This window comes from Bradyrhizobium sp. CCBAU 45321 (assembly GCF_028128975.1).
Taxonomy (GTDB): domain Bacteria; phylum Pseudomonadota; class Alphaproteobacteria; order Rhizobiales; family Xanthobacteraceae; genus Bradyrhizobium; species Bradyrhizobium yuanmingense.
This window is the reverse complement of sequence record NZ_LFKZ01000130.1, coordinates 410049-430866: the sequence shown is the minus strand read 5'-3', so window position 1 is coordinate 430866 and position 20818 is coordinate 410049. Positions and strand designations below refer to the sequence as shown.

The window sequence follows — 20818 nt, the reverse complement described above, 5'->3', positions numbered from 1 at the left end:
GAAACATGGATCACGAGCCCACCATATCGCAGGACGTCAGCGCCAAGCCGGGCCATCGCAACCCGGGCAAGGGCCGCGGGCTGGGGCGCGATGTGGTGGTCGCGTCCATCTGCGGCGGCGTGGTCGCGCTGATGGTCGGCGCCTCCTACGCGGCGGTGCCGTTCTACAATTGGTTCTGCCGCGCCACCGGCTTCAACGGCACGACGCAAGTGGCGACCTCTGCGCCGGCCACGGGCCCAATCGCGCGGAAGATCTCGGTGCGCTTCGATTCCAACGTCGCGCCCGGCCTGCCCTGGAAGTTCGAGCCGGAGCAGAGCGAGATCGAGGTCAATATCGGCCAGGTCGTGACGGTCTTCTACACCGTGACCAACCAGGCGGCGCGCGCCACTGCGGGCCAGGCCGCATATAACGTCGCGCCCCTGACGGTCGGCGCCTATTTCCAGAAGATCAACTGCTTCTGCTTCACCGAGCAGACCATGGCGCCCGGCGAGAAGCGCGAGATGCCGGTCGTGTTCTACGTCGACCCGTCGATCGCCGCCGACCACGAGAACGACGGGCTGAGCACGATCACGCTGTCCTACACGTTCTATCCGGTGCGCGATCCCGTGGTGAAACCGCTGGCATCGGGCGAGGCCGACAAGCGCAAGGGAAATCTTTGACCGCAGGGCTCACGCGCGGGCGGTTGGACACGAGGGGATAAGTGCCGGACGGGCACGGGATTGAGGAGAGAGACGGAAATGGCCACGGCGCACACCAAGCATCACGACTATCACCTCGTCGATCCCTCTCCCTGGCCGGCGGTCGGCTCGCTCTCGGCCTTCATCATGGCGGTCGGCGCGGTCGCCTGGATGCACCACATGTTCTCGGCGGCGCCGATCGTGTTCGGCGTCGGCACCGTGGGCGTGCTCTACACCATGGCGAGCTGGTGGGCCGACGTGATCAAGGAAGCCCAGTACAAGGGCGACCACACCCGTGTCGTGCAGCTGCATCACCGCTACGGCATGATCCTGTTCATCGCCTCCGAGGTGATGTTCTTCGTCGCCTGGTTCTGGGCCTATTTCAACGCGGCGCTGTTTCCGGCCGATGCCGTCCACGCCACCCGCGATGCGGTGTTCGGTTGCGGCCTCGGCACGCAGCCCGGCGCCTGCGCGGTCCCGGGCACCTGGCCGCCGAAGGGCATCGAGACCTTCGATCCCTGGCATCTGCCGCTGCTGAACACGCTGATCCTGCTCACGTCAGGCACCACCGTCACCTGGGCGCACCATGCGCTGCTCGAGAACGACCGCCAGGGCTTGAAGTATGGCCTGATCCTCACCGTCGTGCTCGGCGCGCTCTTCACCTGCGTGCAGGCCTATGAGTATGCCCACGCGGCGTTCTCCTTCGGCGGCAACGTCTACGGCGCGACGTTCTTCATGGCGACCGGATTCCACGGCTTCCATGTGCTGGTCGGCACCATCTTCCTGCTGGTGTGCCTGTTCCGCGCCTATGCCGGCCACTTCACGCCGAAGCAGCATCTCGGCTTCGAGTTCGCGGCCTGGTACTGGCACTTCGTCGACGTGGTCTGGCTGTTCCTGTTCCTCTGCATCTACGTCTGGGGACGCGGCGCCGAGACCATGGCCAGCGCGGCGCACTGAGCCCGATCGAACCGATCAGGAAGGGCGGCCGCAGGGCCGCCCTTTCGCTTTCCGGCCGCCCGAAGTTTCGTCGGAAACTGTGATAGAGTCCGCCATCATGAACGACAGTGCCGGCACACCCCCGTCCGAAACCACCGTCCTGCAAAGCGCGCTGCGTGGGCTTGCCTGCAAATGCCCACGCTGCGGCCAAGGCAAGCTTTATGCGGGCTTTCTGACGCTCGCGCCCGCATGCGACCGTTGCGGGCTCGACTATGCCTTCATCGATACCGGCGACGGCCCGGCGATCTTCATCATCATGCTGGCCGGCGGCATCGTCGTCGCGTGCGCCCTCATCGTCGAAGTCAAATACCAGCCGCCATATTGGCTGCATGCGGTGCTCTGGCTGCCGCTCATCCTCGCCACCACGCTGTTGCCGCTGCGCTCGATGAAGTCGTTGCTGATCGCGCTGCAATTCCACCACAAGGCGGCGCCGGGCCGGTTGGTCGATCGCGCGAAATGAACGAGCCTGCGTCGCGCAAGGCCCCCGTGGCCGGCTTCGCGCTGTTCACGCTGTTCCTCACGGCTGTGTTCGTGGCGCTCGGTGTCTGGCAGCTGCAGCGCCGCACCGCCAAGCACGAGTTGATTGCGGCGCTCACCGAGCGGCTTGCGGCCGCGCCGGTTGCGCTGCCGCCGCCCGCGCAATGGGCCGCGCTCAATCCCGCCCGCGACGAATTCCGCCGCGTCAGCTTCACCGCGACCTACGCAGCCCTCCCCGATGCAATGGTCTATTCCTCCGGCTCGGCGGTGCGCAAGGACGCCTCCGGCCCCGGCACTTGGGCGTTCCTGCCGGCGCGGCTTCCCGGCGGCGAGATGGTCGTGATCGACGCGGGTTTCGTCGAGAACACGATGCAGGACCGCGGCGTCGAGGATCGCGCGGTGAACAAGCTCGTCACGGGCCAACCGGTTGAGCTCACCGGCTATCTGCGCTTTCCCGAGGCGCCAAGCTGGCTGACTCCGGCGGAGAATCGCGGCAAGCGGCTCTGGTTCGTGCGCGATCATCTGGCAATCGCAAGCGTGCTGGGCTGGGGCACGGTTGCGCCGTTCTATATCGATCTCGAACGGCCCGCGCCGGCGAACGGCATCCCGCGTCCGGGACCGCTCCAGGTGAATCTCAAGGACGACCATCTGCAATATGCAATCACCTGGTTCACGCTTGCAGGCGCCGTGCTTATCGCCTTCGGCGTGTGGGCAAGAGGCCGGCGGCAGAGCTGAGCTCATTGGGGCATGATCCGGAAAGTGGGTAGCGGTTTTCCGAAAAGATCATGCTCAAACAATAAGGTCCATCAAGGGAACCCGGTATCGCCCGGGGTTTATTATTCAGCGCATATTCACGAGGGTAGTTCTAAGCCGCCAATATTGTCCGCGGCAGATTGGGTGCGGCGTGAGTGATTTCGACCAGATGGGAATTATCGTCGACTGGGTGGATGCCTGCCGTAAGGGCGACCTCACAGCCCTGCTCGACCTCTATGCCGACGACGCGCAGCTCGAATGCACCTGCGACGGCGCGCGGCGCTATCGTGGCCGGAGCGAGATCGAGGCCTATTGGCAACCGCGGCTCAGCGCCTTCTCCTTGGCGGGGTTCGGGCTGGAAGAGATCAATCCCGCGCCCCACGGCATCCACCTCGAATATTCCGTCGCCGGCGCGCTGCGCATTCAGGCCTCGTTCCGCTTCAGCCCGGATGGCAAGATCCGCAGCACGCTGTGCGAACCGGCGCGACAGAATGCGCATGATGGTTGCGCCTGCTGAACTAGCCTGGTGACGGAACGTCCCGCATCGTCTCCGCCGGAAGGCGGCAGCGCACGTAGGTTCGGTCATCCACGCGCAACAGCGACAGCGATCCGCTGAGCGCGCGCACGCGCTCATGCATGCCGGTCAGGCCCCGGCCGAAGACGTTATCCGCAGGGAAGCCGCCGCCATCGTCGGAGATCTCGACGACGAGCGTCTTGTCGGCAACCGTCGCCTGCACATGTGCGTTGCCCGCGTTGGCATGTCGCAGCACGTTGGTCAGTGCCTCCTGGATCACGCGATAGACGGTCTGCGCCAGCGGTCCGCCGATTGCGCTGAGATCGCGATCGATCGCGTCCGTCAGCACGATATGAGGTGCCTGCTTGCGAAAATTCCGGAGCAGCGTTTGCACGCTGCTCGAAAGGCCGAGCTCCTCGATATAGAGCGGCCGCAGCCGGTCGAGGATGCGGCGGTTGGTCTGCTGCAGGGCCTCGACCGATTGCAGCAGGTCCTGTGCCGAATTGCCGAGATGTCCCGTTGGCTCGGAGGCATCGGTCAGCGCGATCGTGCCGGCGCGGATGCTGAAGAGGAGGGGCCCGAGCTCGTCGTGCAGTTCGCGGGCGAGATCGCGCCGCTCGTCATCTTGCAGCGACACCAGGCGGTGCATCAGATCGCGATTGTCCTGGCTGAGTTGCGCCAGCGTTGCAGCCAGCGCGTTCGCCTCCTCGCAGCCTTGCCGGATTTCCGCTGGGCCTCGGACCGGAATTGGGCTCGTGTAGTCGCCCCGCCGTATTCGCGTGAGACCTTCGCCGAGATGTTGCAGGGGGCGCAGGGCCGAACCGGCGAAGACATAGGCAACGGTGCCGGTGAGCACCATCAGGACAGCGACCAGGCTGGTCAGCGCAAGGAAGCCGATCCACTTCTCGAACAAGTCGGCCGATATGTCCGGGAAGAACACGATATCGCCGACATGTCTGCCGTCTATGACGATCGGAAACGCCGCTTCCATCTCTGGTATGGTGATGAGGTTGACGAACCATTGCGGAACCTTCTTCAGGTTGCGCAAGTCTTTCGGAGAAGGCGGGGGACCTCCATCCATGCGGCGGAATTGAATATCCGTGGAGGCGTCCAAGGACTGAACAAATGCATCGAGGGTCTTTTGCGGATTGTCCGATGCGCGCAGGGTGCTGTTGAGCGCGGCGGCGATGGTCTGGATCGAGCGTCGAGCCGGCTCGTGTTCATCAGCTACCTGACCTGGTGCAAATATCTGCAGTAATATGCCGCCCAGGATCAGGGCTGCGAGAAGGCTCGCGCCGAGCGGGAGAAACAATTGCGTTCGGAACGAAAGTCGTCGCCACATTAGGTCAATTCTAACGCGTATCGGCCGGATTTGCTCTTTCCATTTATTCCCGGCGGGCTATGAGTCGAAAAACAAGAGAGTGCGCGATGCAAGATACCGCCAAGCTGGCGACGAGGGTCCTGATCGTCGACGACCATCCCGTGGTGCTGTCGGGCTGCCGCACCCTGTTCGCATCCGACCATTCAATCCGCATTGACGAGGCGAGCGATGCCAAATCCGGGCATCGCGCCTATGTCAGCAAGCGGCCCGACGTCACCGTGATCGACATCAGCCTGCCCGACGTCTCCGGGTTCGAGCTGATGCGGCGTATCCGCAAGGACGACCCCGACGCCAAGATCATCATGTTCAGCATGAACGACGATCCGGCGTTCGTCGTGCGGGCCGTCGAGCTCGGGGCGCAGGGCTATGTCTCCAAAGGCGACGACCCCAGGATCCTGCTCAAAGCGGTGCGCAAGGTGGTCGCGGGTGACAACTTCATCTCGCCGCAGCTTGCGGAAGCCGTGACGTTTTCCGGCGCGGCGATCAAGGCCAACCCCGCGTCACAGATGACGCCGCGGGAGCTCGAAATTCTTCGCTTGCTCGGACGCGGCGACAAGATCGTCGAGGTCGCCGAGGCGCTCGGCATCTCCTACAAGACCGTCGCCAACACCACGTCCCTGCTCAAGCAGAAGCTTGGCGCCAAGAACCATTCCGACCTGATCCGGATCGCAGTGGAAATCGGGATGAACTGACTTTCGCCAGCGACCGAACCGGCTGCTCCGGGATGCAGCGGTTCGGCCGACGGATCGACGCCGCCGTTGGCCGGGCAATGCATTGGACAACGGGCTGACGCCCATCCGCCGACACAATGGGCCGAGGCTGTATTCGTTCCCGCGGCTGATTCGGGAAAAAGCGGAGTTCATGGGCAAGGATCACTGACAGGACTTGGCTGCAACTGCCAAAACGAACCAGAGCCCAGATCGGGAAAAATAGGAACATTTTCGACGCGCGCGGGGTTTGGACTTGACGATTTCGTGACAGGCGACGAAAGCTTGCCGGAACAGTTTTGAGGGGTCGGCGACCCCGATGAGGCAACCGGTCTGCACACAACGACAGACCTTCCAAGAGAAGGGCTGCGGCAATGCCGCAGCCCTTTTTCATTGGGCGAGGGGTAGGCCGGAAGCGGTTTCCCGATGCCGCAAAACACTCTATGGTGGTTCAAAGCCACCGGCTGTTGACAAGTAACTACGTAAAATCAAAGGCTTAAGGGTCGAGCTTAGGGCCCGGCCGCCTTTGGAGGGCAGTTTGACTCGCTATATCTCGACCCGGGGCGAAGCCCCCGAACTCGGCTTTTGTGACGTGATGCTGACCGGGCTTGCCCGCGACGGCGGCCTGTATGTGCCGGCGGTGTGGCCACAGCTTCCGAGCGAGACGATCGCCGGCTTCTTCGGCCGCCCCTATTGGGAGGTCGCGGTCGACGTGATTCGTCCCTTCGCCGGCGGCGAGATTTCCGACGCCGAGCTCGGGCGCATGGCGAACGAGGCCTATGCCACCTTCCGCCATCCTGCGGTGGTGCCGCTGCGCCAGATGTCCCCGCACCAGTTCGTGCTGGAGCTGTTCCACGGTCCGACGCTCGCCTTCAAGGACGTGGCGATGCAGCTGATCTCGCGGCTGATGGACCATGTGCTCGAAAAGCGCGGCCAGCGCACCACCATCGTGGTCGCGACGTCAGGCGATACCGGCGGCGCCGCGGTCGAAGCCTTTGCGGGCCTCGAGAACGTCGATCTCATCGTGCTGTTTCCGCACGGCCGCATCTCCGAGGTGCAGCGGCGGATGATGACCACGACGGGCGCGGCCAACGTCCATGCGCTCGCCATCGAAGGCACCTTCGACGACTGCCAGGCTCTCGTTAAGGGGATGTTCAACAACCATCGCTTCCGCGATGCGACCTCGCTCTCCGGCGTCAATTCCATCAACTGGGCGCGCATCGTCGCACAGGTGGTCTACTATTTCACTTCCGCCGTCGCGGTCGGTGCTCCGGCGCGCGCGGTCGATTTCGTCGTTCCGACGGGCAATTTCGGCGACATCTTCGCCGGCTACGTCGCCAAGCGCATGGGGCTGCCGGTGCGCACCCTGCGCATCGCCGCCAACGTCAACGACATCCTGGCGCGCACGCTGAAGACCGGCATCTACGAGGTGCGTGAGGTGCACGCGACGGCATCGCCGTCGATGGACATCCAGATCTCCTCGAACTTCGAACGGCTGCTGTTCGAGGCCGGCCGGCGCGATGGCGCCGGCGTGCGTCGCCTGATGGAACAGCTGAAGCAGTCCGGCCGCTTCGTGCTACCCGATGCGACACTCGCCGCGATCCGCGAGGAGTTCGATGCCGGGCGCGCCGACGAGACCGAGACTGCGGCTGCGATCCGCGCCGCCTGGCGCGAAGCAGGCGAGCTGGTCGATCCTCATACCGCCGTGGCGCTCGCCGTCGCGGACCGCGACACCACCGATACGAAGGTGCCGAGCATCGTGCTCTCCACCGCCCATCCGGCCAAGTTCCCCGACGCCGTCGAGGCGGCTTGCGGCCAGCGGCCGCAATTGCCGGCCTGGCTCGACGGGCTGATGACCAAATCCGAACACATGAGGGTGATGAAGAACGATCAGGTCGAGCTCGAGCGGTTCGTGCTGTCCGCCAGCCGCGCCGCAAAGCAGGGAGTTGCCGGATGAGCGTCGAGATGTCCAAGCTTGCCTCCGGCCTCACCGTCGTCACCGACGAGATGCCCCACCTTGAGACGGCGGCGCTCGGCGTCTGGGCCGGCGTCGGCGGACGCGACGAGAAGCCGAACGAGCACGGCATCTCGCATCTGTTGGAACACATGGCGTTCAAGGGCACGACCAGGCGCTCCTCGCGCGAGATCGTCGAGGAGATCGAGGCGGTCGGCGGCGACCTCAATGCCGGCACCTCGACCGAGACCACGTCCTATTACGCGCGGGTGCTGAAGGCCGACGTGCCGCTCGCGCTCGACGTGCTCGCCGACATCCTTGCCAACCCCGCCTTCGAGCCCGACGAGCTGGAGCGCGAGAAGAACGTCATCGTGCAGGAGATCGGTGCCGCGCAGGACACGCCCGATGACGTCGTGTTCGAGCATCTGAACGAACTCTGCTATCCCGACCAGCCGATGGGCCGTTCGCTGCTCGGCACCGCCAAGACGCTGCGCGCATTCAACCGCGACATGCTGCGCGGCTATCTGTCGACGCATTATCGCGGGCCCGACATGGTGGTTGCCGCGGCCGGGGCGGTCGATCACGGCCAGGTCGTCGCCGAGGTCGAAAAGCGCTTTGCGAGCTTCGAGGGAACGCCCGGGCCGAAGCCGCAGGCCGCCCGGTTCGGCCAGGGCGGCGCCAAGGTGGTGCATCGCGAGCTTGAGCAGGCGCATCTGACGCTGGCGCTCGAGGGGGTGCCGCAGACCGATCCTTCGCTGTTCTCGCTGCAGGTCTTCACCAATGTCCTCGGCGGCGGAATGTCGTCGCGCCTGTTCCAGGAGGTGCGCGAGAAGCGCGGCCTCTGCTACTCCATCTACACCTTCCACGCGCCCTACACCGATACCGGCTTTTTCGGCCTCTATACCGGCACCGATCCCGCCGACGCACCGGAGATGATGGAGGTCGTGGTCGACATCATGAACGAATCGGTGGAGACGCTGACCGACGCCGAGATCGCCCGGGCCAAGGCACAGATGAAGGCGGGTCTGCTGATGGCGCTGGAGAGCTGCTCCTCCCGCGCCGAGCAGCTCGCCCGGCATGTGCTGGCCTATGGGCGCCCGCAGACAGTGCAGGAACTGGTCGCCCGGATCGACGCCGTCAGCATCGAATCGACCCGGGACGCGGCCCGTGCGCTGCTGTCGCGCAGCCGGCCTGCGGTCGTCGCATTGGGCAGCGGCAGGGGTCTGGACACGGCGGTGTCTTTTGCGGAAGGATTGACACGGGCGCGCGCCAAGGCGCGGCTGCATTAGGAGCCGCGCGCGGGCCTCGCCCCGGGAAGCATCACCATGGCCCTCTTTCGCCTGCCATCCAGTGGACCCGCCGCCCTGGCGCCGCGCGGCAACGGGCTGCTCCTGCGCGCGCCGCAAATGTCCGACTTCCTGCAATGGGCTCATTTGCGCGAGACCAGCCGCGACTATCTGACGCCTTGGGAGCCGATCTGGCCGTCCGACGATCTCACCCGCTCCGGCTTCCGCCGCCGCCTGCGCCGCTATGCCGAAGATATCGCCGCGGACCGCTCCTATCCCTTTCTGATCTTCCGTGAGCTCGACAGCGCCCTGGTCGGCGGCATCACGCTCGCCAATGTCCGGCGTGGCATCGTGCAGGCCGGGACCATCGGCTATTGGGTCGGCCAGCCCTATGCCCACCGCGGCTACATGACGGCCGCACTGCGGGTGCTGCTGCCGACGCTGTTCGGCGAGCTCAATCTGCACCGGGTCGAGGCCGCCTGCATCCCGACCAATGCGCCGTCGATCCGGGTGCTGGAGAAGTGCGGCTTCTCGCGCGAGGGCCTGGCGCGCCGCTATCTCTGCATCAACGGGGTCTGGCAGGATCACCTGCTGTTCGGCCTGCTGCACGAGGACTTCCGCGGCTGAGCAGCCTGATGGATGCGGCCTAATCCCTTTTTGCCGCCTTGGGTTCGCCGATATTGGCGATATAACCCGGCCGGAACATTGTCATGGAGTACGGGTGTTGATGGTGCAGGAGCTTCGGTCATCGCGGACGAGGTTGCGGCGGGGCGCAGCGGTCGTGCTGGCATTATCGGTCGGGCTCGCCTCCGTCTCGCCGGTGGCGGCGCAGTCGTTGACCGACCGCTTCAAGAGCCTGTTCGGCGGCAAGTCCGACGAGCCGGCGGAGCCGAAGCCGGCGCCTGCGCCCGGGCAGCCGGCCGAAGACGACCTCGATTGCCCGCAGGTCACGGTGCGCGCGGGCGCCTCGACCTACGCGGTCGGCGCCAGCGGCAAGCCGGCGGTCGGCAATGACATCCGCTTCCAGGCCTCGATCACCAAGATGGCGCGCGAATGCTTGCGCAGCAGTGCCGGCATCACGGCCCGGATCGGCATCCAGGGCCGTGTCATCGCCGGCCCCGCCGGGGCGCCTGCCTCCGTCGAGGTGCCGCTGCGCATCGCCGTCGTGCAGGGCGGCGTCGGCGAGAAGGTGATCGCCTCGAAGGCCTACCGGACCACGGTGGCGATGTCGGAAGGCGGCAGCGTGCCCTTCACCTTCGTCGCCGAGGATCTGGCCTATCCGGTGCCGGCGCCCGCGGTTGCCGATACCTACATCTTCTATGTCGGCTTCGACCCGCAGGCGCTCTCGCCGGAGAAGGCTAAGCCGAGGAAGAAGTAGCTTCAGTTCAAGGTCTCGTGCCCCGGACGCGGCTCAGCGCTCCCGGCGATGTGAAGCGTATCGTCCGGTGCGGTGCGACGCAGAGCCGGGGCCCACGCCGCGGCATGCTGGGTCCCGGCTCTGCGGAGCAGCGTTGCACGCTGCACCGCGTCCGGGACACGAGAGACCAGCACAAACAAAAAAGCCGGCGCTCGTCGCGCCGGCTTTTTGATTGGGTAAGGCAAATCCCTCAGTTCAGCTTCTGCCTGACTTCGTTGATGCCCTTGGCGAGCAGGTCGTCGGCGATCTGGCCCTTGACTGACTGCGACAGGATCGTGGAGGCAGCCTGCACGGCGGCTTCCGCGGCGGCTGCCCGGACGTCCGCTAGAGCCTGAGCCTCGGCGAGTGCGATCTTGCCCTCGGCGGTCTTGGTGCGGCGGGTGACGAAATCTTCCAATTTCGCCTTGGCCTCTGCTGCGATGCGCTCCGCTTCGGCGTTCGCGTTGGCGATGATGTCGGCGGCCTCGCGCTCGGCACCGGCAGTGCGCGCCTTGTAGTCGGCGAGCACCTTGGTGGCCTCCTGCTTGAGGCGCGCCGCCTCGTCCAGCTCGGCCTTGATACGAGCGGCGCGATGATCGAGCGCCGACATCGCCGTCTTGAACACCCCCACATAGGCGAAGATCACCATCAGGATCACGAAGGCGACGGCGACCCAAAACTCAGGTGTGAAGAACATCGAGACTAACCCTTCAAGGTCGCGTCAACGGCGGCATTGACCGACGCTGCATCCGGAACGACGCCCGTGAGCTGTTGAACGATGGTGCCGGCTGCATCGGCCGCGATGCCGCGGACGTTGCTCATGGCGGTCGCGCGGGTCGAGGCAATGGTCTTCTCCGCCTCGGTGAGCTTGGCGGACAGTTGCTCTTCCAGCGCCTTGCGTTCGGCTTCCGCCTGCGCATTCGCCTTCTCGCGGGATTCGTTGCCGATCGCCTGTGCACGTGCGCGCGCCGACGCGAGCTCGCCTTCATAGGCCTTGAGCGCCGCCTCGGACTCGTCCTTCAGCTTCTGCGCTTCGGCGAGATCGCCCTCGATCTTGTTCTGACGCGCCTCGATCGCACCCCCGACACGCGGCAGCGCGAACCGGGAGACGATCAGATACAGCGCGACGAAGGCGATCGCGAGCGACACCAGTTGCGAAGCAAAGGTGCTGCTCTCGAAAGGCGGAAAGCCACCGCCGTGGTGACCGCCATCGGCCTCCGTGTGAGCGCCGGTACCTTTGGCGCCGCCATGACTTTCAGCCATGGAGTTCTCCTGTTGCTGTCAGACGCGCCGCCTCCCACCAGGAAGCGGCGCGAAACGCGTTCAGAGCGGGACGAACAGCAGCAGCAGAGCGATCAGCAGCGAGAAGATGCCGAGCGCTTCGGTCACGGCGAAGCCGAAGATCAGGTTGCCGAACTGGCCCTGAGCAGCTGCCGGGTTGCGCATGGCTGCGGACAGATAGTTGCCGAAGATGAAGGCCACGCCGATGCCGGCGCCGCCCATGCCGATGCACGCGATGCCCGCGCCGAGAAACTTAGCTGCTTGCGGATCCATTTTTGACTCCTTGGAAGAAAGACAGGTGTGGGTGGAAAAGCACCCGGATCACTCAGTGTCCAGGGTGAATGGCGTCGTTGAGGTAGATACAGGTCAAGATCGCAAACACATAGGCTTGCAGGAACGCGACCAGCAGTTCGAGCGCGGTGAGCGCGACGGCGAGCGCCAGCGGCATGACCCCGCCGATCCAGCCGACCACGCCAAGAGACGCGCCGAGCATGGCAACGAAGCCGGCGAACACCTTCAGCGCGATGTGGCCGGCGAGCATGTTCGCGAACAGTCGAACGCTGTGCGAGACCGGCCGCAGGAAGAACGACAGCACCTCAATCGCCATGACCAGCGGCAGGATGTAGCCCGGAACGCCCGAGGGGACGAACACTTTCAGGAACTTCAGGCCGTTCTTGTAGAGGCCGTAGATCAGGACCGTGAAGAACACCAGCAGCGCCAGCGCCGCAGTGACGATGAGATGGCTCGTCACGGTGAACGTGTACGGAACGATGCCTACGAGGTTCGAGACGCAGATGAACATGAACAGCGAGAAGATCAGCGGGAAGAACCGCATGCCATCCGCTCCGGCAGTGCTGCGGATCATGCTGGCCACGAACTCATAGGAGAGCTCGGCCACCGACTGCAGACGCCCCGGAACCAGCTGCTTGCCGCTGGTGAGCAGAAGCAGCGCAATGATCCCCACCGCGACAAACATGTAGAGAGAGGCATTGGTGAAGGCGATCGTGTGATCGCCGATACGGCCGATCGTGAAGAGCGGTTCGACGTTGAACTGATGGATCGGGTCGATTTTCATCCGCGCGGCATCTCTCGTCTGCTGGACAAGCCGACCAGTGAAGATTGGTCGGCCGGCTGTGCCGGCGAGCGGCACGACAGTTAACCCGGCTAGGCCAATTACGAACCACCGCGCCTGTTCGGACCCGCGCCTGCCGTTCTCACCACATTCACCACGCCGGCGATGAAGCCCAGCAGCAGGAACGCGATGAATCCGAAAGGCGACGTCGACAGCAAGTGGTCGAACCCCCAGCCAATCCCCGCTCCGACAGCGACGCCGGCGATCAACTCCGAGGATAGTCGGAAACCAAGCGCCATCGCCGAGGCTCTGGCCGCTTTGTCTCCATCGTCACCTGCGGGTTGCTCGGTCTTGGCCCGGCGGTCGCGAAATTCGGACAACCGCTGATCAAGATTTCCGAGCCGATCGGAAAGCGCGGCTTCCTCGGACGATCTATCGCGATCTCCATCCTCGCCGTGTCCCGTGCCCTGTGTCATGCAACGAAGACCCGAAACGCTGCGGCTGAATGGAAATTGCGCCCGTCACCCTCAAAAGCCGCGCGGACCATACTGATGGCCCATAATCAAGTCAAGCCAAGTCACGATTGCGTCGCTTCCGATTATGTATTTGATTTACTTGATAATATTGACGCGCACAGCAGCGCTGCACACAGCGTGACGCCGCACCGCAGCAGGTCTGCTTGCGAACGGCGGACGCAGCCGTGCTTTCGCCGCGCTCGCGGGATCAAAGAAGCCGCCGCGTTCGTTGATTTCGGGGCGGCTTTTTGGCGGCGGATTGCCGGCTGGGGGTGTAGAATTGCAGCCGCAGCCGCAGCAGTGCCGGGGCGGAGACAATGATGAGACCTGCGACGTCATCCACGACATCATGGCTCGCGGCGGCGGCCGCGGTGATGGTGGTCAGCGGCGGCCTCGTGGCCGCGCAATCTGCGCCCGACGGCGAAAATGGCCGCTACAGCATGACGCCCATCCCCGAGGGCGTGCTGCGGCTCGACACGCGCACCGGCACGGTGTCGACCTGCACCAGGAACGGCGCCGGTTGGGCCTGCTACGCGGTGCCCGACGAGCGGACTGCGCTCGACACCGAGATCGGCAGGCTCCAGGCCGAGGTCGAGCGGCTGAAGGCACAGCTCGCGGCGGGGCCGACGGTATCGGGCAAGATCGACGAGGCGCTGCCAAAATCCGATCCACTCAGGAAACCCGAGCCCAAGGTCGCCGAGGGCGAGCGTAAGATCGAGATCCCGCTGCCGAGCGAGCAGGACGTCGACCGCATGATGACGTTCATGGAAAAGGCCTGGCGGCGGCTGATCGACATGGCCAACCGCGTGCAGAAAGACGTGTCGGGGAAGATCTGATGCGGGCCCCTCCATGACATCAGCCAGATCCGTCACCCGCTCCGCACCATCGTCCGTGCAGGCAACCACCGTCACATCGACACTGCTCACCCTGCAGACGCCTGGCCGCGGCTTCACTGATCTGACCAGCGAGGCCGCGAGATTCATCGCCGAGGCGCACGCGGGTGAGGGCGCGTTGACGCTGTTCATCCGCCACACCTCGGCCTCGCTGACGATCCAGGAGAACGCCGATCCCTCCGTGCTGGTCGATCTCACCACGGCACTGTCGCGGCTCGCGCCGGAGAACGCCGGATGGACCCATGATGCCGAGGGACCCGACGACATGCCGGCCCACATCAAGACCATGCTGACGCAGACTTCGCTCCAGGTCCCGGTCCTGAACGGCAGGCTCGCGCTCGGCACCTGGCAGGCGATCTACCTGATCGAGCATCGCAGCCGCCCGCACCGCCGTGAGATCGTGCTGCAATTCATCGGCAGCAACCGGTAGAGCGTTTTCGAGCGAAGTGGGTACCGGTTCGCGTGAAGAAAGCGCGTCCAAGCAAGAACCACACAAAGCAAAACCGGCCGCGGAGACCGCGGCCGGTTGGTGTCGTCGATTGCTGCTGCGATCAGGTCGCCTTGATGTCGACGTCCTTGGTTTCCGGCAGGAACAGGAAGCCGATCACCACGGTAATCGAGGCGAAGATGATCGGGTACCACAGACCGGCATAGATGTCGCCGGTCGAGGCCACGATGGCGAAGGCGGTGGCGGGCAGGAGGCCGCCGAACCAGCCGTTGCCGATGTGGTAGGGCAGCGACATCGAGGTGTAGCGGATGCGGGTCGGGAACAATTCGACCAGCATCGCCGCGATCGGGCCGTACACCATGGTCACGAACAGGACCAGGACGAACAGCAGACCGATGATCGCCGCCGGCTGCGGACGGAAGACGTCGAACGGATGCGACATCTTCACGATGCCGGTGTCACCCGCCTTGGGATAGCCAGCCGCCTGCACCGCGGCGAGAACCGCCGGGTTGCTGTCCTTGGCGTTGGCGTAGGGCACGTCCTTGCCGTTGACCACGACCTTCACGCCCGAGCCGGCCGGACCCGAACTCGTCGTGTACCTGACCGACGATTGCGACAGGTAGGCGCGTGCGGTGTCGCAAGGCGCGGTGAACACGCGGGTGCCGACCGGGTTGAACAGATCGCCGCAGCCGGCGGGATCGGCCACCACCTCGACCTTGACCGACTCGATGGCCTTTTCCAGCGCCGGGTTGGCGTTGGACGTGATCATCTTGAAGATCGGGAAGAATGTGAGGGCCGCGATCAGACAGCCGCCGAGGATGATCGGCTTGCGGCCGATCTTGTCGGAGAGCGCACCGAACACGATGAAGAAGCCGGTGCCGAGCAGCAGCGACCACGCAATCAGGAGGTTGGCGGTGTAGCCGTCGACCTTCAGGATCGATTGCAGGAAGAACAGCGCGTAGAACTGGCCGGTGTACCAGACCACGCCCTGGCCCATGACGCCGCCGAGCAGGGCGAGCAGCACGAGCTTGCCGTTCTGCCAATTGCCGAAGGCTTCCGTCAGCGGCGCCTTCGAACTCTTCCCCTCTTCCTTCATCTTCTGGAAGATCGGCGATTCGTTGAGGCGGAGCCGGATCCAGACCGAGATGCCGAGCAGCAGCACGGAGACGAGGAACGGAATGCGCCAGCCCCACGCCGCGAAATCGGCCTCACCGAGCGCGGTGCGGGTGAACAGGATCACCAGCAGCGACAGGAATAGGCCGAGGGTCGCCGTGGTCTGGATGAAGGAGGTGTAGAAGCCGCGCTTGCCGTTCGGCGCGTGCTCCGCGACGTAGGTCGCCGCACCGCCATATTCGCCGCCGAGCGCCAGGCCCTGGGCCAGACGCAGGATGATCAGGATGATCGGGGCCGCGATGCCGATGGTGGCTGCGTTGGGCAACAGGCCGACGATGAAGGTCGACAGGCCCATGATGAGGATGGTGACGAGGAAGGTGTACTTGCGGCCGACGATGTCGCCGACACGGCCGAACACGATCGCGCCGAACGGGCGTACCAGGAAGCCGGCGGCAAACGCCAGCAGCGCGAAGATGTCGCGGGTTGCCGGCGGATAGGCCGAGAAGAACTGCGCACCGATGATGCCGGCCAGCGAGCCGTAGAGATAGAAGTCGTACCACTCGAAGACGGTACCGAGCGAGGAGGCGAGAATGACGAACCGTTCGTCCTTCGTCATCCCCTGCGCGCTCGATTGAGACACAGCCATTGTCGACATGTTGAGTCGCTCCCCGAAAATCGTTTCCTCTCGCCCCCAGAATGTCCGGACGTGCCGGATCAGCCCAGGTCTTGGCCACAAGGTAACATCGGCGTGAAACCCGCCCCAATACGACTTTCGGCCTTGCGCACTGGCGCTGCGGTATCCCGCGCCGGTGCGCAAATGCGAAGCCCAGGGATTAACCCCTTTGCAGCAAAGGGATAATGTGCACTTGCATGCCACGACCGCTCGGGGAAGAATTGACGCACCCGGCATCTGTTCGCCGGACCGGCGCGAACGACAGCAAGAGAACGATGAACGCTCCTTCGACCCACCTCGTCATCGCCGATGATCATCCCCTGTTCCGCGATGCGCTGCGGCAGGCGGTGGCGGGCGTTCTCCCGTCGGCCCGGATCGACGAGGCCGGAACCTTCGAGGATCTGACCAAGCTTCTGGAGCAGACCTCCGAGGTCGATCTGGTCCTGCTCGACCTCTCCATGCCCGGGATCTCCGGCTTCTCCGGCCTGATCTATCTGCGCGCGCAATATCCGGCGATTCCGGTCGTGATCGTCTCGGCCTCCGACGACAGCGCCACGATCCGCCGTTCGCTCGATTTCGGCGCGTCCGGCTTCATCCCGAAGCGATTCGGGGTCGAGACCTTGCGCGACGCCATCCTCAAGGTGATGGAAGGCGACGTCTGGGTTCCCGCCGATACCGACCTGTCCGCCGCCGCCGACCCCGACATGACCCGCCTGCGCGACCGCCTGGTGACGCTGACGCCTCAGCAGGTTCGCGTCCTGATGATGCTGTCGGAGGGCCTTCTCAACAAGCAGATCGCCTACGAGCTCGGCGTCTCCGAAGCCACGATCAAGGCCCACGTTTCGGCAATCCTGCAAAAGCTCGGCGTCGAGAGCCGGACGCAAGCGGTGATTGCCGCGGCGAAGATCGCCGGCAGCCAGTGGAAGCAGGGCACGCCGACGGGGTAGCGTTTGCGCGTTAACTGGTGGATGTTCGGGCTCGCGGCAGAGCGCAATCATTCGGTGCGATGAGAGCTTCGGCGGTTTTGACCGTTGTGGGCATTTCGCTCGATGGATTAGCTGGACCGCTAAGCCGCCGTTTGGAATAGACCGCCAGTGGTAGATGTGGCTAAGTTGGGGGCAAACTCCGGAGGATGAAGATGCCGTACTTCGCAGTCAACCAGACCCAATCCGATCGCACGTCTAAGGTGCTTGCAGATGTCTTCTGTGCGCTTTTACTAGGGACCTTTTCCATCGTCTTTTTCGGTCTGGTTGGCGGCCTTGTTGCTTTCGTTCTGCTGGAAGCTTGCTTGCTCGCCCTCGATTGGGTGATGCCGAGCGACGATGATGCCGCTGGGGTTGTTCGCTAGGAGATCAAGGGCCAACGAATGAGCAAGCCCGTAAAATCTGAAAGCGAACTGATCGCCATGGCGAGAGCCGAGTTGAAGGTCCACGCCGACTGTCCCGATGGAATCACGATTTCCGTCCTCCGCGACGGGAAATCCTGGGAGTTTCGGGCCAGCGCTGATCAGGCGACCTCTGATCGGCCGGGCTATCCTGAATGCGTTGCCATGCTTGTCCAGATTGGGGATCACCTCTGCAAGCAGTACGATGTCGAGGGGTAGGGGCACCTCGACAAGCCGCACAGGTTCAGAAGAAGCGGGCCATTACCATCGTCAGACCAGCTGAGAAGGACATGATGATAGCCAGAGGAATACCTGTTTCAAAGAATGGAAGTGCCATCCATCGGTGTGACTGCCGGTTGCGCGGCAGGAAAAACCAGAGAAGGACCGCTGACAAGACAATTAAAAATGCACCGATCACGAAATCCCCCTGAGCAGCGGCATCGCCGCAGCTAGTCCTCCGAAGACCCCCTTGCTGGCAGCCCCTGCAGGTCAATGCGATTAATCACTGCGACCATATTATAGCTAATGCTGGGTCAAATTGCCCATTTTTCTAGTTGACCCGGATTTGGCCCCCGGTAAAGGTGCTCTGCTTCACGCCGCAGGCGAGATCTGACATGTCTCGCCAAAATCCTAAAAAAAGAACGGGCGTAAGCATCAGGAGGGTGAACTAGCTCCCGTGCGGAAAAGGCGGGCTGCCAAGGCGGTGGCCATGCTTCTGCTCGCCCGGAGTCAGCACTCAGCGAGCGGGGACAAGACATCGATGCGCCCATTGTTGGCGGTGAGTACGGCTATCGACTGGCTGAACGAAAAGGTCGGCAACGTCTGCAACATATTGGTGCTTGCTGCCTGTCTCGTCAGCGCCGTCAATGCGATGATCCGATACGCCTTCAGCTACAGCTCCAACAGCTGGCTAGAGACCCAATGGTACATGTTCGCTGTCGTCGTGATGTTCGGCGCGTCCTACACTTTCAAGCGCAACGAGCATGTTCGGGTGGAGATCCTTTACCTCATGCTCTCAGAACGCGGCCAGCTTTGGCTGGATCTGATCGGGACTCTGGTTTTCCTCATCCCGGCATGTCTGCTCCTCAGCTACCTGTCCTGGGGAATGTTCTACAACTCGCTGATCATCGGTGAAATGTCCAACAATGCCGGTGGCCTCCTTCGGTGGCCGATCAAGTTCGTCCTGACGGCCGGATTCTTCATGGTGGCTCTGCAGGGCGTGTCGGAGGTCATCAAACGTGCGGCGGCCTTGCGCGGTGAAGTCACCATCGAGGCGAAATACGAGCGGCCGACCCAATGATCACGATCGAGATGATGCCGCCGCTGATGTTCGGCGGCCTGGTCCTGGCGATGCTGATCGGCTTTCCGGTCGCCTTCACGCTGGCCGCCCTCGGGCTCTCGTTCGGATTTCTCGCGATCCATTTGGGATTTTTCGAGTTCAGCTTCCTCCAGGCGATCCCGGAGCGCATCTACGGCAGCGTTCTGGCCAACGAGCTGCTGCTGGCCATCCCATTCTTCACGTTCATGGGCGCGATCCTCGAACGATGCGGCCTCGCAGAGGACATGCTGGATTCGATGGGGCAGCTGTTTGGCCCCGTTCGCGGCGGTCTCGGCTATTCCGTGATCATCGTCGGCTTCATCCTCGGTGCCATCACAGGCACCGTGGCCGCGCAGGTGATCGCGATGGCGCTGATCTCGATGCCGGTCATGATCCGCTACGGCTATAACGTGCGCTACATCACCGGCGTGCTCGCAGCCTCCGGCACCATAACGCAGCTGGTGCCTCCTTCGCTGGTTCTGATCGTGCTCGCGGACCAGCTCGGCAAGTCAGTGGGCGACATGTATCTGGGCGCCTGGGGGCCATCGATCCTCCAGATTGCGCTGTTCGCGGGCTACACCTTCGTTCTGAGCATCGTCAAGCCGGGCCATGTCCCGGCGGTGCCCAAGGAAGCGAGGACGCTCAAGGGCTGGGCGCTCTGGCGCAAATGCCTTCTAGGCATCATTCCATCCGCCGTTCTGATCTTCGTGGTGCTCGGCACGATGATGCTGGGCCTCGCCACGCCGACCGAAGCGGGCGCGATGGGCGCCGTCGGCGCGATCGTCCTCGCCGTCATCCATCACAAGGATTTCAGCTCGGCCGGTCACAAGGTCTTGCTCGTCGGCGTCGCCGCTGCCGGAATCGGCACCATCATCGGCATCTACTTCACGCCGAATCTGCCGTTCAAGATTGCGTTCGCGACTGCCTATCTGGCAGTGGCCTGGCTGTGTCTCGAGGTAATCAGGATTCCCGACCTGCGCTTGCTGGTAAAGCAGGGTTATGAGACCACCATGCGCATCACTTGCATGGTGACTTTTATCCTCATTGGATCGACCTGTTTCTCGATTGTCTTTCTCGGCTGCAACGGGGGCGTCTGGCTCGAACATATGCTGACATCGTTGCCGGGCGGTGTGTGGGGCTTCTTAATCTTCATCAATCTGTTCATCTTCTTTGTCGCCTTCTTCCTCGACTTCTTCGAGATTGCCTTCATTATTGTCCCCATGGTCGCGCCGACCGCCCTCAAGCTCCTCACCCCTGTCGTCGGCGCGGATGCTGCCTTGATCTGGTTTGGGATCATGCTGTGCGTGAACATGCAGACTTCCTTCCTGCATCCCCCCTTTGGCTTCGCGCTGTTCTATTTGCGCGGCGTGGCGCCGAAGGAAGTCAAGAGTTCAGACATCTATTGGGGCGCGGTGCCGTGGATCGGTCTGCAGGCGATCATGGTTGCGGTCGTGATCGCATTCCCGATCACTGTCACCGGGTTGCTGGACGCCCCGATCAAGGTGGATCTGGAGAAGATCAAGATCGAGATTCCGGACGTCGAGCTGCCGCCACCATTGATCGATTTCGGGCAGCCCAAGAACTGAGGGACGTCAACCGAGGCATTTCGGCGCGTCCGGCTTCATTCCGAAGCGGTTCGGGGTCGAGACCTTGCGTGACGCCATCCTCAAGGTGATGGAGGGCGACGTCTGGGCTGCCGCCGATACCGATCTGTCCGTCGCCGCCGATCCCGACATGACCCGCCTGCGCGACCGCCTGGTGACGCTGACGCCGCAGCAGGTTCGCGTCCTGATGATGCTGTCGGAGGGCCTTCTCAACAAGCAGATCGCCTACGAACTCGGCGTCTCCGAAGCCACCATCAAGGCCCCTGTCTCGGCGATCCTGCAGAAGCTCGGCGTCGAGAGCCGGACGCAGGCGGTAATCGCGGCGGCGAAGATCACCGGCGGCCAGTGGAAGCAGGGCACGCCGACGGGGTGATCC

25 protein-coding genes and 1 pseudogene are annotated in these 20818 nt (G+C 63.8%); 18 read left to right on the top strand and 8 right to left on the bottom strand.

Going from position 1 to position 20818, the window contains the following annotated elements; translation table 11 throughout:
- Positions 1-5 precede the first annotated feature (5 nt).
- From ACM43_RS34580 to ACM43_RS34560, 5 genes are all read left to right on the top strand, one after another.
- Positions 6-659, top strand: a complete 654-nt coding sequence (locus ACM43_RS34580) for a cytochrome c oxidase assembly protein (protein WP_035996588.1) — start codon at positions 6-8, stop codon at positions 657-659.
- Positions 660-737: 78 nt separating this feature from the next.
- A complete protein-coding gene (locus ACM43_RS34575) occupies positions 738-1634 on the top strand; it encodes a cytochrome c oxidase subunit 3 (RefSeq protein ID WP_035996590.1) in 897 nt (298 codons plus the stop codon).
- 97 nt (positions 1635-1731) lie between these two features.
- Positions 1732-2133 (top strand): DUF983 domain-containing protein, encoded by a 402-nt coding sequence (locus tag ACM43_RS34570; RefSeq protein WP_035996593.1) that lies wholly within the window; start codon positions 1732-1734, stop codon positions 2131-2133.
- The gene (locus ACM43_RS34565; protein ID WP_271546247.1) at positions 2130-2885 is read left to right on the top strand and encodes an SURF1 family protein; all 756 of its coding nucleotides are present in this window, start codon (positions 2130-2132) and stop codon (positions 2883-2885) included. Before ACM43_RS34570 ends, ACM43_RS34565 begins: the two co-directional genes overlap by 4 nt.
- A 169-nt stretch (positions 2886-3054) precedes the next feature.
- Positions 3055-3420, top strand: coding sequence for a nuclear transport factor 2 family protein (locus ACM43_RS34560; RefSeq protein ID WP_271546245.1), 366 nt, complete (start codon positions 3055-3057; stop codon positions 3418-3420).
- A 1-nt stretch (position 3421) separates the two neighbouring features.
- Here the strand turns inward: ACM43_RS34560 and ACM43_RS34555 are convergent, their stop codons facing one another.
- Positions 3422-4759, bottom strand: coding sequence for a histidine kinase (locus ACM43_RS34555; protein ID WP_271546243.1), 1338 nt, complete (start codon positions 4757-4759; stop codon positions 3422-3424).
- Between the two features lie 86 nt (positions 4760-4845).
- Between ACM43_RS34555 and ACM43_RS34550 the strand changes: the two genes are divergently transcribed.
- The 5 genes from ACM43_RS34550 to ACM43_RS34530 all read left to right on the top strand — a co-directional run bounded on the left by ACM43_RS34550 (position 4846) and on the right by ACM43_RS34530 (position 10123).
- Positions 4846-5490 (top strand): response regulator transcription factor, encoded by a 645-nt coding sequence (locus ACM43_RS34550; protein WP_028178165.1) that lies wholly within the window; start codon positions 4846-4848, stop codon positions 5488-5490.
- A gap of 553 nt (positions 5491-6043) precedes the next feature.
- Complete coding sequence (gene thrC / locus ACM43_RS34545; protein WP_036040215.1) at positions 6044-7462, top strand: threonine synthase; 1419 nt, start codon at positions 6044-6046, stop codon at positions 7460-7462.
- A complete protein-coding gene (locus tag ACM43_RS34540) occupies positions 7459-8748 on the top strand; it encodes a M16 family metallopeptidase (protein WP_036040217.1) in 1290 nt (429 codons plus the stop codon). The genes thrC and ACM43_RS34540 overlap by 4 nt, the downstream gene beginning before the upstream one ends.
- A gap of 36 nt (positions 8749-8784) precedes the next feature.
- Positions 8785-9372 carry a GNAT family N-acetyltransferase gene (locus tag ACM43_RS34535; protein WP_157285664.1) on the top strand — a complete coding sequence of 196 codons (588 nt, stop codon included), beginning with the start codon at positions 8785-8787 and terminating at the stop codon, positions 9370-9372.
- Between the two features lie 100 nt (positions 9373-9472).
- Positions 9473-10123 (top strand): hypothetical protein, encoded by a 651-nt coding sequence (locus ACM43_RS34530; protein ID WP_260347528.1) that lies wholly within the window; start codon positions 9473-9475, stop codon positions 10121-10123.
- A 229-nt stretch (positions 10124-10352) separates the two neighbouring features.
- Here ACM43_RS34530 and ACM43_RS34525 read toward each other — a convergent pair whose 3' ends face one another.
- The 5 genes from ACM43_RS34525 to ACM43_RS34505 form a co-directional block, all read right to left on the bottom strand.
- Complete coding sequence (locus ACM43_RS34525; RefSeq protein ID WP_035996616.1) at positions 10353-10838, bottom strand: F0F1 ATP synthase subunit B family protein; 486 nt, start codon at positions 10836-10838, stop codon at positions 10353-10355.
- 5 nt (positions 10839-10843) lie between these two features.
- Entirely contained in the window at positions 10844-11404 is a 561-nt protein-coding gene (locus tag ACM43_RS34520; RefSeq protein ID WP_271546238.1) for a F0F1 ATP synthase subunit B, read from the bottom strand.
- Positions 11405-11464: 60 nt separating this feature from the next.
- Positions 11465-11695, bottom strand: coding sequence for a F0F1 ATP synthase subunit C (locus ACM43_RS34515; RefSeq protein ID WP_008541273.1), 231 nt, complete (start codon positions 11693-11695; stop codon positions 11465-11467).
- Positions 11696-11747: 52 nt separating this feature from the next.
- Positions 11748-12497 carry a F0F1 ATP synthase subunit A gene (locus ACM43_RS34510; RefSeq protein ID WP_035996621.1) on the bottom strand — a complete coding sequence of 250 codons (750 nt, stop codon included), beginning with the start codon at positions 12495-12497 and terminating at the stop codon, positions 11748-11750.
- A gap of 98 nt (positions 12498-12595) precedes the next feature.
- The gene (locus tag ACM43_RS34505; RefSeq protein ID WP_271546232.1) at positions 12596-12970 is read right to left on the bottom strand and encodes an AtpZ/AtpI family protein; all 375 of its coding nucleotides are present in this window, start codon (positions 12968-12970) and stop codon (positions 12596-12598) included.
- 359 nt (positions 12971-13329) lie between these two features.
- Between ACM43_RS34505 and ACM43_RS34500 the strand changes: the two genes are divergently transcribed.
- Together ACM43_RS34500 and ACM43_RS34495 are read left to right on the top strand one after the other, a co-directional pair.
- Positions 13330-13845: a hypothetical protein gene (locus ACM43_RS34500; protein WP_271546230.1), complete on the top strand. Its 516-nt coding sequence runs from the start codon at positions 13330-13332 to the stop codon at positions 13843-13845.
- A 13-nt stretch (positions 13846-13858) separates the two neighbouring features.
- Entirely contained in the window at positions 13859-14332 is a 474-nt protein-coding gene (locus ACM43_RS34495; RefSeq protein WP_271546228.1) for a secondary thiamine-phosphate synthase enzyme YjbQ, read from the top strand.
- Between the two features lie 121 nt (positions 14333-14453).
- On the opposite strand, the gene ACM43_RS34490 is transcribed toward ACM43_RS34495, so the two are convergent.
- The gene (locus tag ACM43_RS34490; RefSeq protein WP_198399889.1) at positions 14454-16079 is read right to left on the bottom strand and encodes an MFS transporter; all 1626 of its coding nucleotides are present in this window, start codon (positions 16077-16079) and stop codon (positions 14454-14456) included.
- Positions 16080-16411: 332 nt separating this feature from the next.
- On the opposite strand from ACM43_RS34490, the gene ACM43_RS34485 reads away from it, so the two are divergent.
- The 3 genes from ACM43_RS34485 to ACM43_RS34475 all read left to right on the top strand — a co-directional run bounded on the left by ACM43_RS34485 (position 16412) and on the right by ACM43_RS34475 (position 17739).
- The gene (locus tag ACM43_RS34485; RefSeq protein WP_225113010.1) at positions 16412-17083 is read left to right on the top strand and encodes a response regulator transcription factor; all 672 of its coding nucleotides are present in this window, start codon (positions 16412-16414) and stop codon (positions 17081-17083) included.
- A 191-nt stretch (positions 17084-17274) separates the two neighbouring features.
- Positions 17275-17484, top strand: coding sequence for a hypothetical protein (locus ACM43_RS34480; protein WP_271546224.1), 210 nt, complete (start codon positions 17275-17277; stop codon positions 17482-17484).
- An 18-nt stretch (positions 17485-17502) separates the two neighbouring features.
- Positions 17503-17739: a hypothetical protein gene (locus tag ACM43_RS34475; protein WP_271546222.1), complete on the top strand. Its 237-nt coding sequence runs from the start codon at positions 17503-17505 to the stop codon at positions 17737-17739.
- A 25-nt stretch (positions 17740-17764) separates the two neighbouring features.
- Here the strand turns inward: ACM43_RS34475 and ACM43_RS34470 are convergent, their stop codons facing one another.
- On the bottom strand, positions 17765-17938 hold the full coding sequence (locus ACM43_RS34470) for a hypothetical protein (RefSeq protein WP_271546220.1): 174 nt from the start codon (positions 17936-17938) through the stop codon (positions 17765-17767).
- 342 nt (positions 17939-18280) lie between these two features.
- Between ACM43_RS34470 and ACM43_RS34465 the strand changes: the two genes are divergently transcribed.
- The 3 genes and pseudogenes from ACM43_RS34465 to ACM43_RS34455 form a co-directional block, all read left to right on the top strand.
- A complete protein-coding gene (locus tag ACM43_RS34465; RefSeq protein ID WP_271546522.1) occupies positions 18281-18820 on the top strand; it encodes a TRAP transporter small permease subunit in 540 nt (179 codons plus the stop codon).
- Positions 18817-20424 (top strand): TRAP transporter large permease, encoded by a 1608-nt coding sequence (locus ACM43_RS34460; protein WP_271546218.1) that lies wholly within the window; start codon positions 18817-18819, stop codon positions 20422-20424. The genes ACM43_RS34465 and ACM43_RS34460 overlap by 4 nt, the downstream gene beginning before the upstream one ends.
- Before the next feature lie 4 nt (positions 20425-20428).
- Positions 20429-20815, top strand: a pseudogene (locus tag ACM43_RS34455) (LuxR C-terminal-related transcriptional regulator); the annotation flags it as partial.
- Between the last annotated feature and the right edge of the window lie 3 nt (positions 20816-20818).

Coding starts and splice junctions, on each gene's coding strand:
- ACM43_RS34580 (WP_035996588.1), top strand. CDS start 6: ATGGATCACGAGCCCACCATATCGCAGGACGTCAGCGCCAAGCCGGGC.
- ACM43_RS34575 (WP_035996590.1), top strand. CDS start 738: ATGGCCACGGCGCACACCAAGCATCACGACTATCACCTCGTCGATCCC.
- ACM43_RS34570 (WP_035996593.1), top strand. CDS start 1,732: ATGAACGACAGTGCCGGCACACCCCCGTCCGAAACCACCGTCCTGCAA.
- ACM43_RS34565 (WP_271546247.1), top strand. CDS start 2,130: ATGAACGAGCCTGCGTCGCGCAAGGCCCCCGTGGCCGGCTTCGCGCTG.
- ACM43_RS34555 (WP_271546243.1), bottom strand. CDS start 4,759: ATGTGGCGACGACTTTCGTTCCGAACGCAATTGTTTCTCCCGCTCGGC.
- ACM43_RS34550 (WP_028178165.1), top strand. CDS start 4,846: ATGCAAGATACCGCCAAGCTGGCGACGAGGGTCCTGATCGTCGACGAC.
- ACM43_RS34540 (WP_036040217.1), top strand. CDS start 7,459: ATGAGCGTCGAGATGTCCAAGCTTGCCTCCGGCCTCACCGTCGTCACC.
- ACM43_RS34535 (WP_157285664.1), top strand. CDS start 8,785: ATGGCCCTCTTTCGCCTGCCATCCAGTGGACCCGCCGCCCTGGCGCCG.
- ACM43_RS34530 (WP_260347528.1), top strand. CDS start 9,473: ATGGTGCAGGAGCTTCGGTCATCGCGGACGAGGTTGCGGCGGGGCGCA.
- ACM43_RS34525 (WP_035996616.1), bottom strand. CDS start 10,838: ATGTTCTTCACACCTGAGTTTTGGGTCGCCGTCGCCTTCGTGATCCTG.
- ACM43_RS34520 (WP_271546238.1), bottom strand. CDS start 11,404: ATGGCTGAAAGTCATGGCGGCGCCAAAGGTACCGGCGCTCACACGGAG.
- ACM43_RS34515 (WP_008541273.1), bottom strand. CDS start 11,695: ATGGATCCGCAAGCAGCTAAGTTTCTCGGCGCGGGCATCGCGTGCATC.
- ACM43_RS34510 (WP_035996621.1), bottom strand. CDS start 12,497: ATGAAAATCGACCCGATCCATCAGTTCAACGTCGAACCGCTCTTCACG.
- ACM43_RS34505 (WP_271546232.1), bottom strand. CDS start 12,970: ATGACACAGGGCACGGGACACGGCGAGGATGGAGATCGCGATAGATCG.
- ACM43_RS34500 (WP_271546230.1), top strand. CDS start 13,330: ATGAGACCTGCGACGTCATCCACGACATCATGGCTCGCGGCGGCGGCC.
- ACM43_RS34495 (WP_271546228.1), top strand. CDS start 13,859: ATGACATCAGCCAGATCCGTCACCCGCTCCGCACCATCGTCCGTGCAG.
- ACM43_RS34490 (WP_198399889.1), bottom strand. CDS start 16,079: ATGACGAAGGACGAACGGTTCGTCATTCTCGCCTCCTCGCTCGGTACC.
- ACM43_RS34485 (WP_225113010.1), top strand. CDS start 16,412: ATGAACGCTCCTTCGACCCACCTCGTCATCGCCGATGATCATCCCCTG.
- ACM43_RS34480 (WP_271546224.1), top strand. CDS start 17,275: ATGCCGTACTTCGCAGTCAACCAGACCCAATCCGATCGCACGTCTAAG.
- ACM43_RS34475 (WP_271546222.1), top strand. CDS start 17,503: ATGAGCAAGCCCGTAAAATCTGAAAGCGAACTGATCGCCATGGCGAGA.
- ACM43_RS34465 (WP_271546522.1), top strand. CDS start 18,281: ATGCGCCCATTGTTGGCGGTGAGTACGGCTATCGACTGGCTGAACGAA.
- ACM43_RS34460 (WP_271546218.1), top strand. CDS start 18,817: ATGATCACGATCGAGATGATGCCGCCGCTGATGTTCGGCGGCCTGGTC.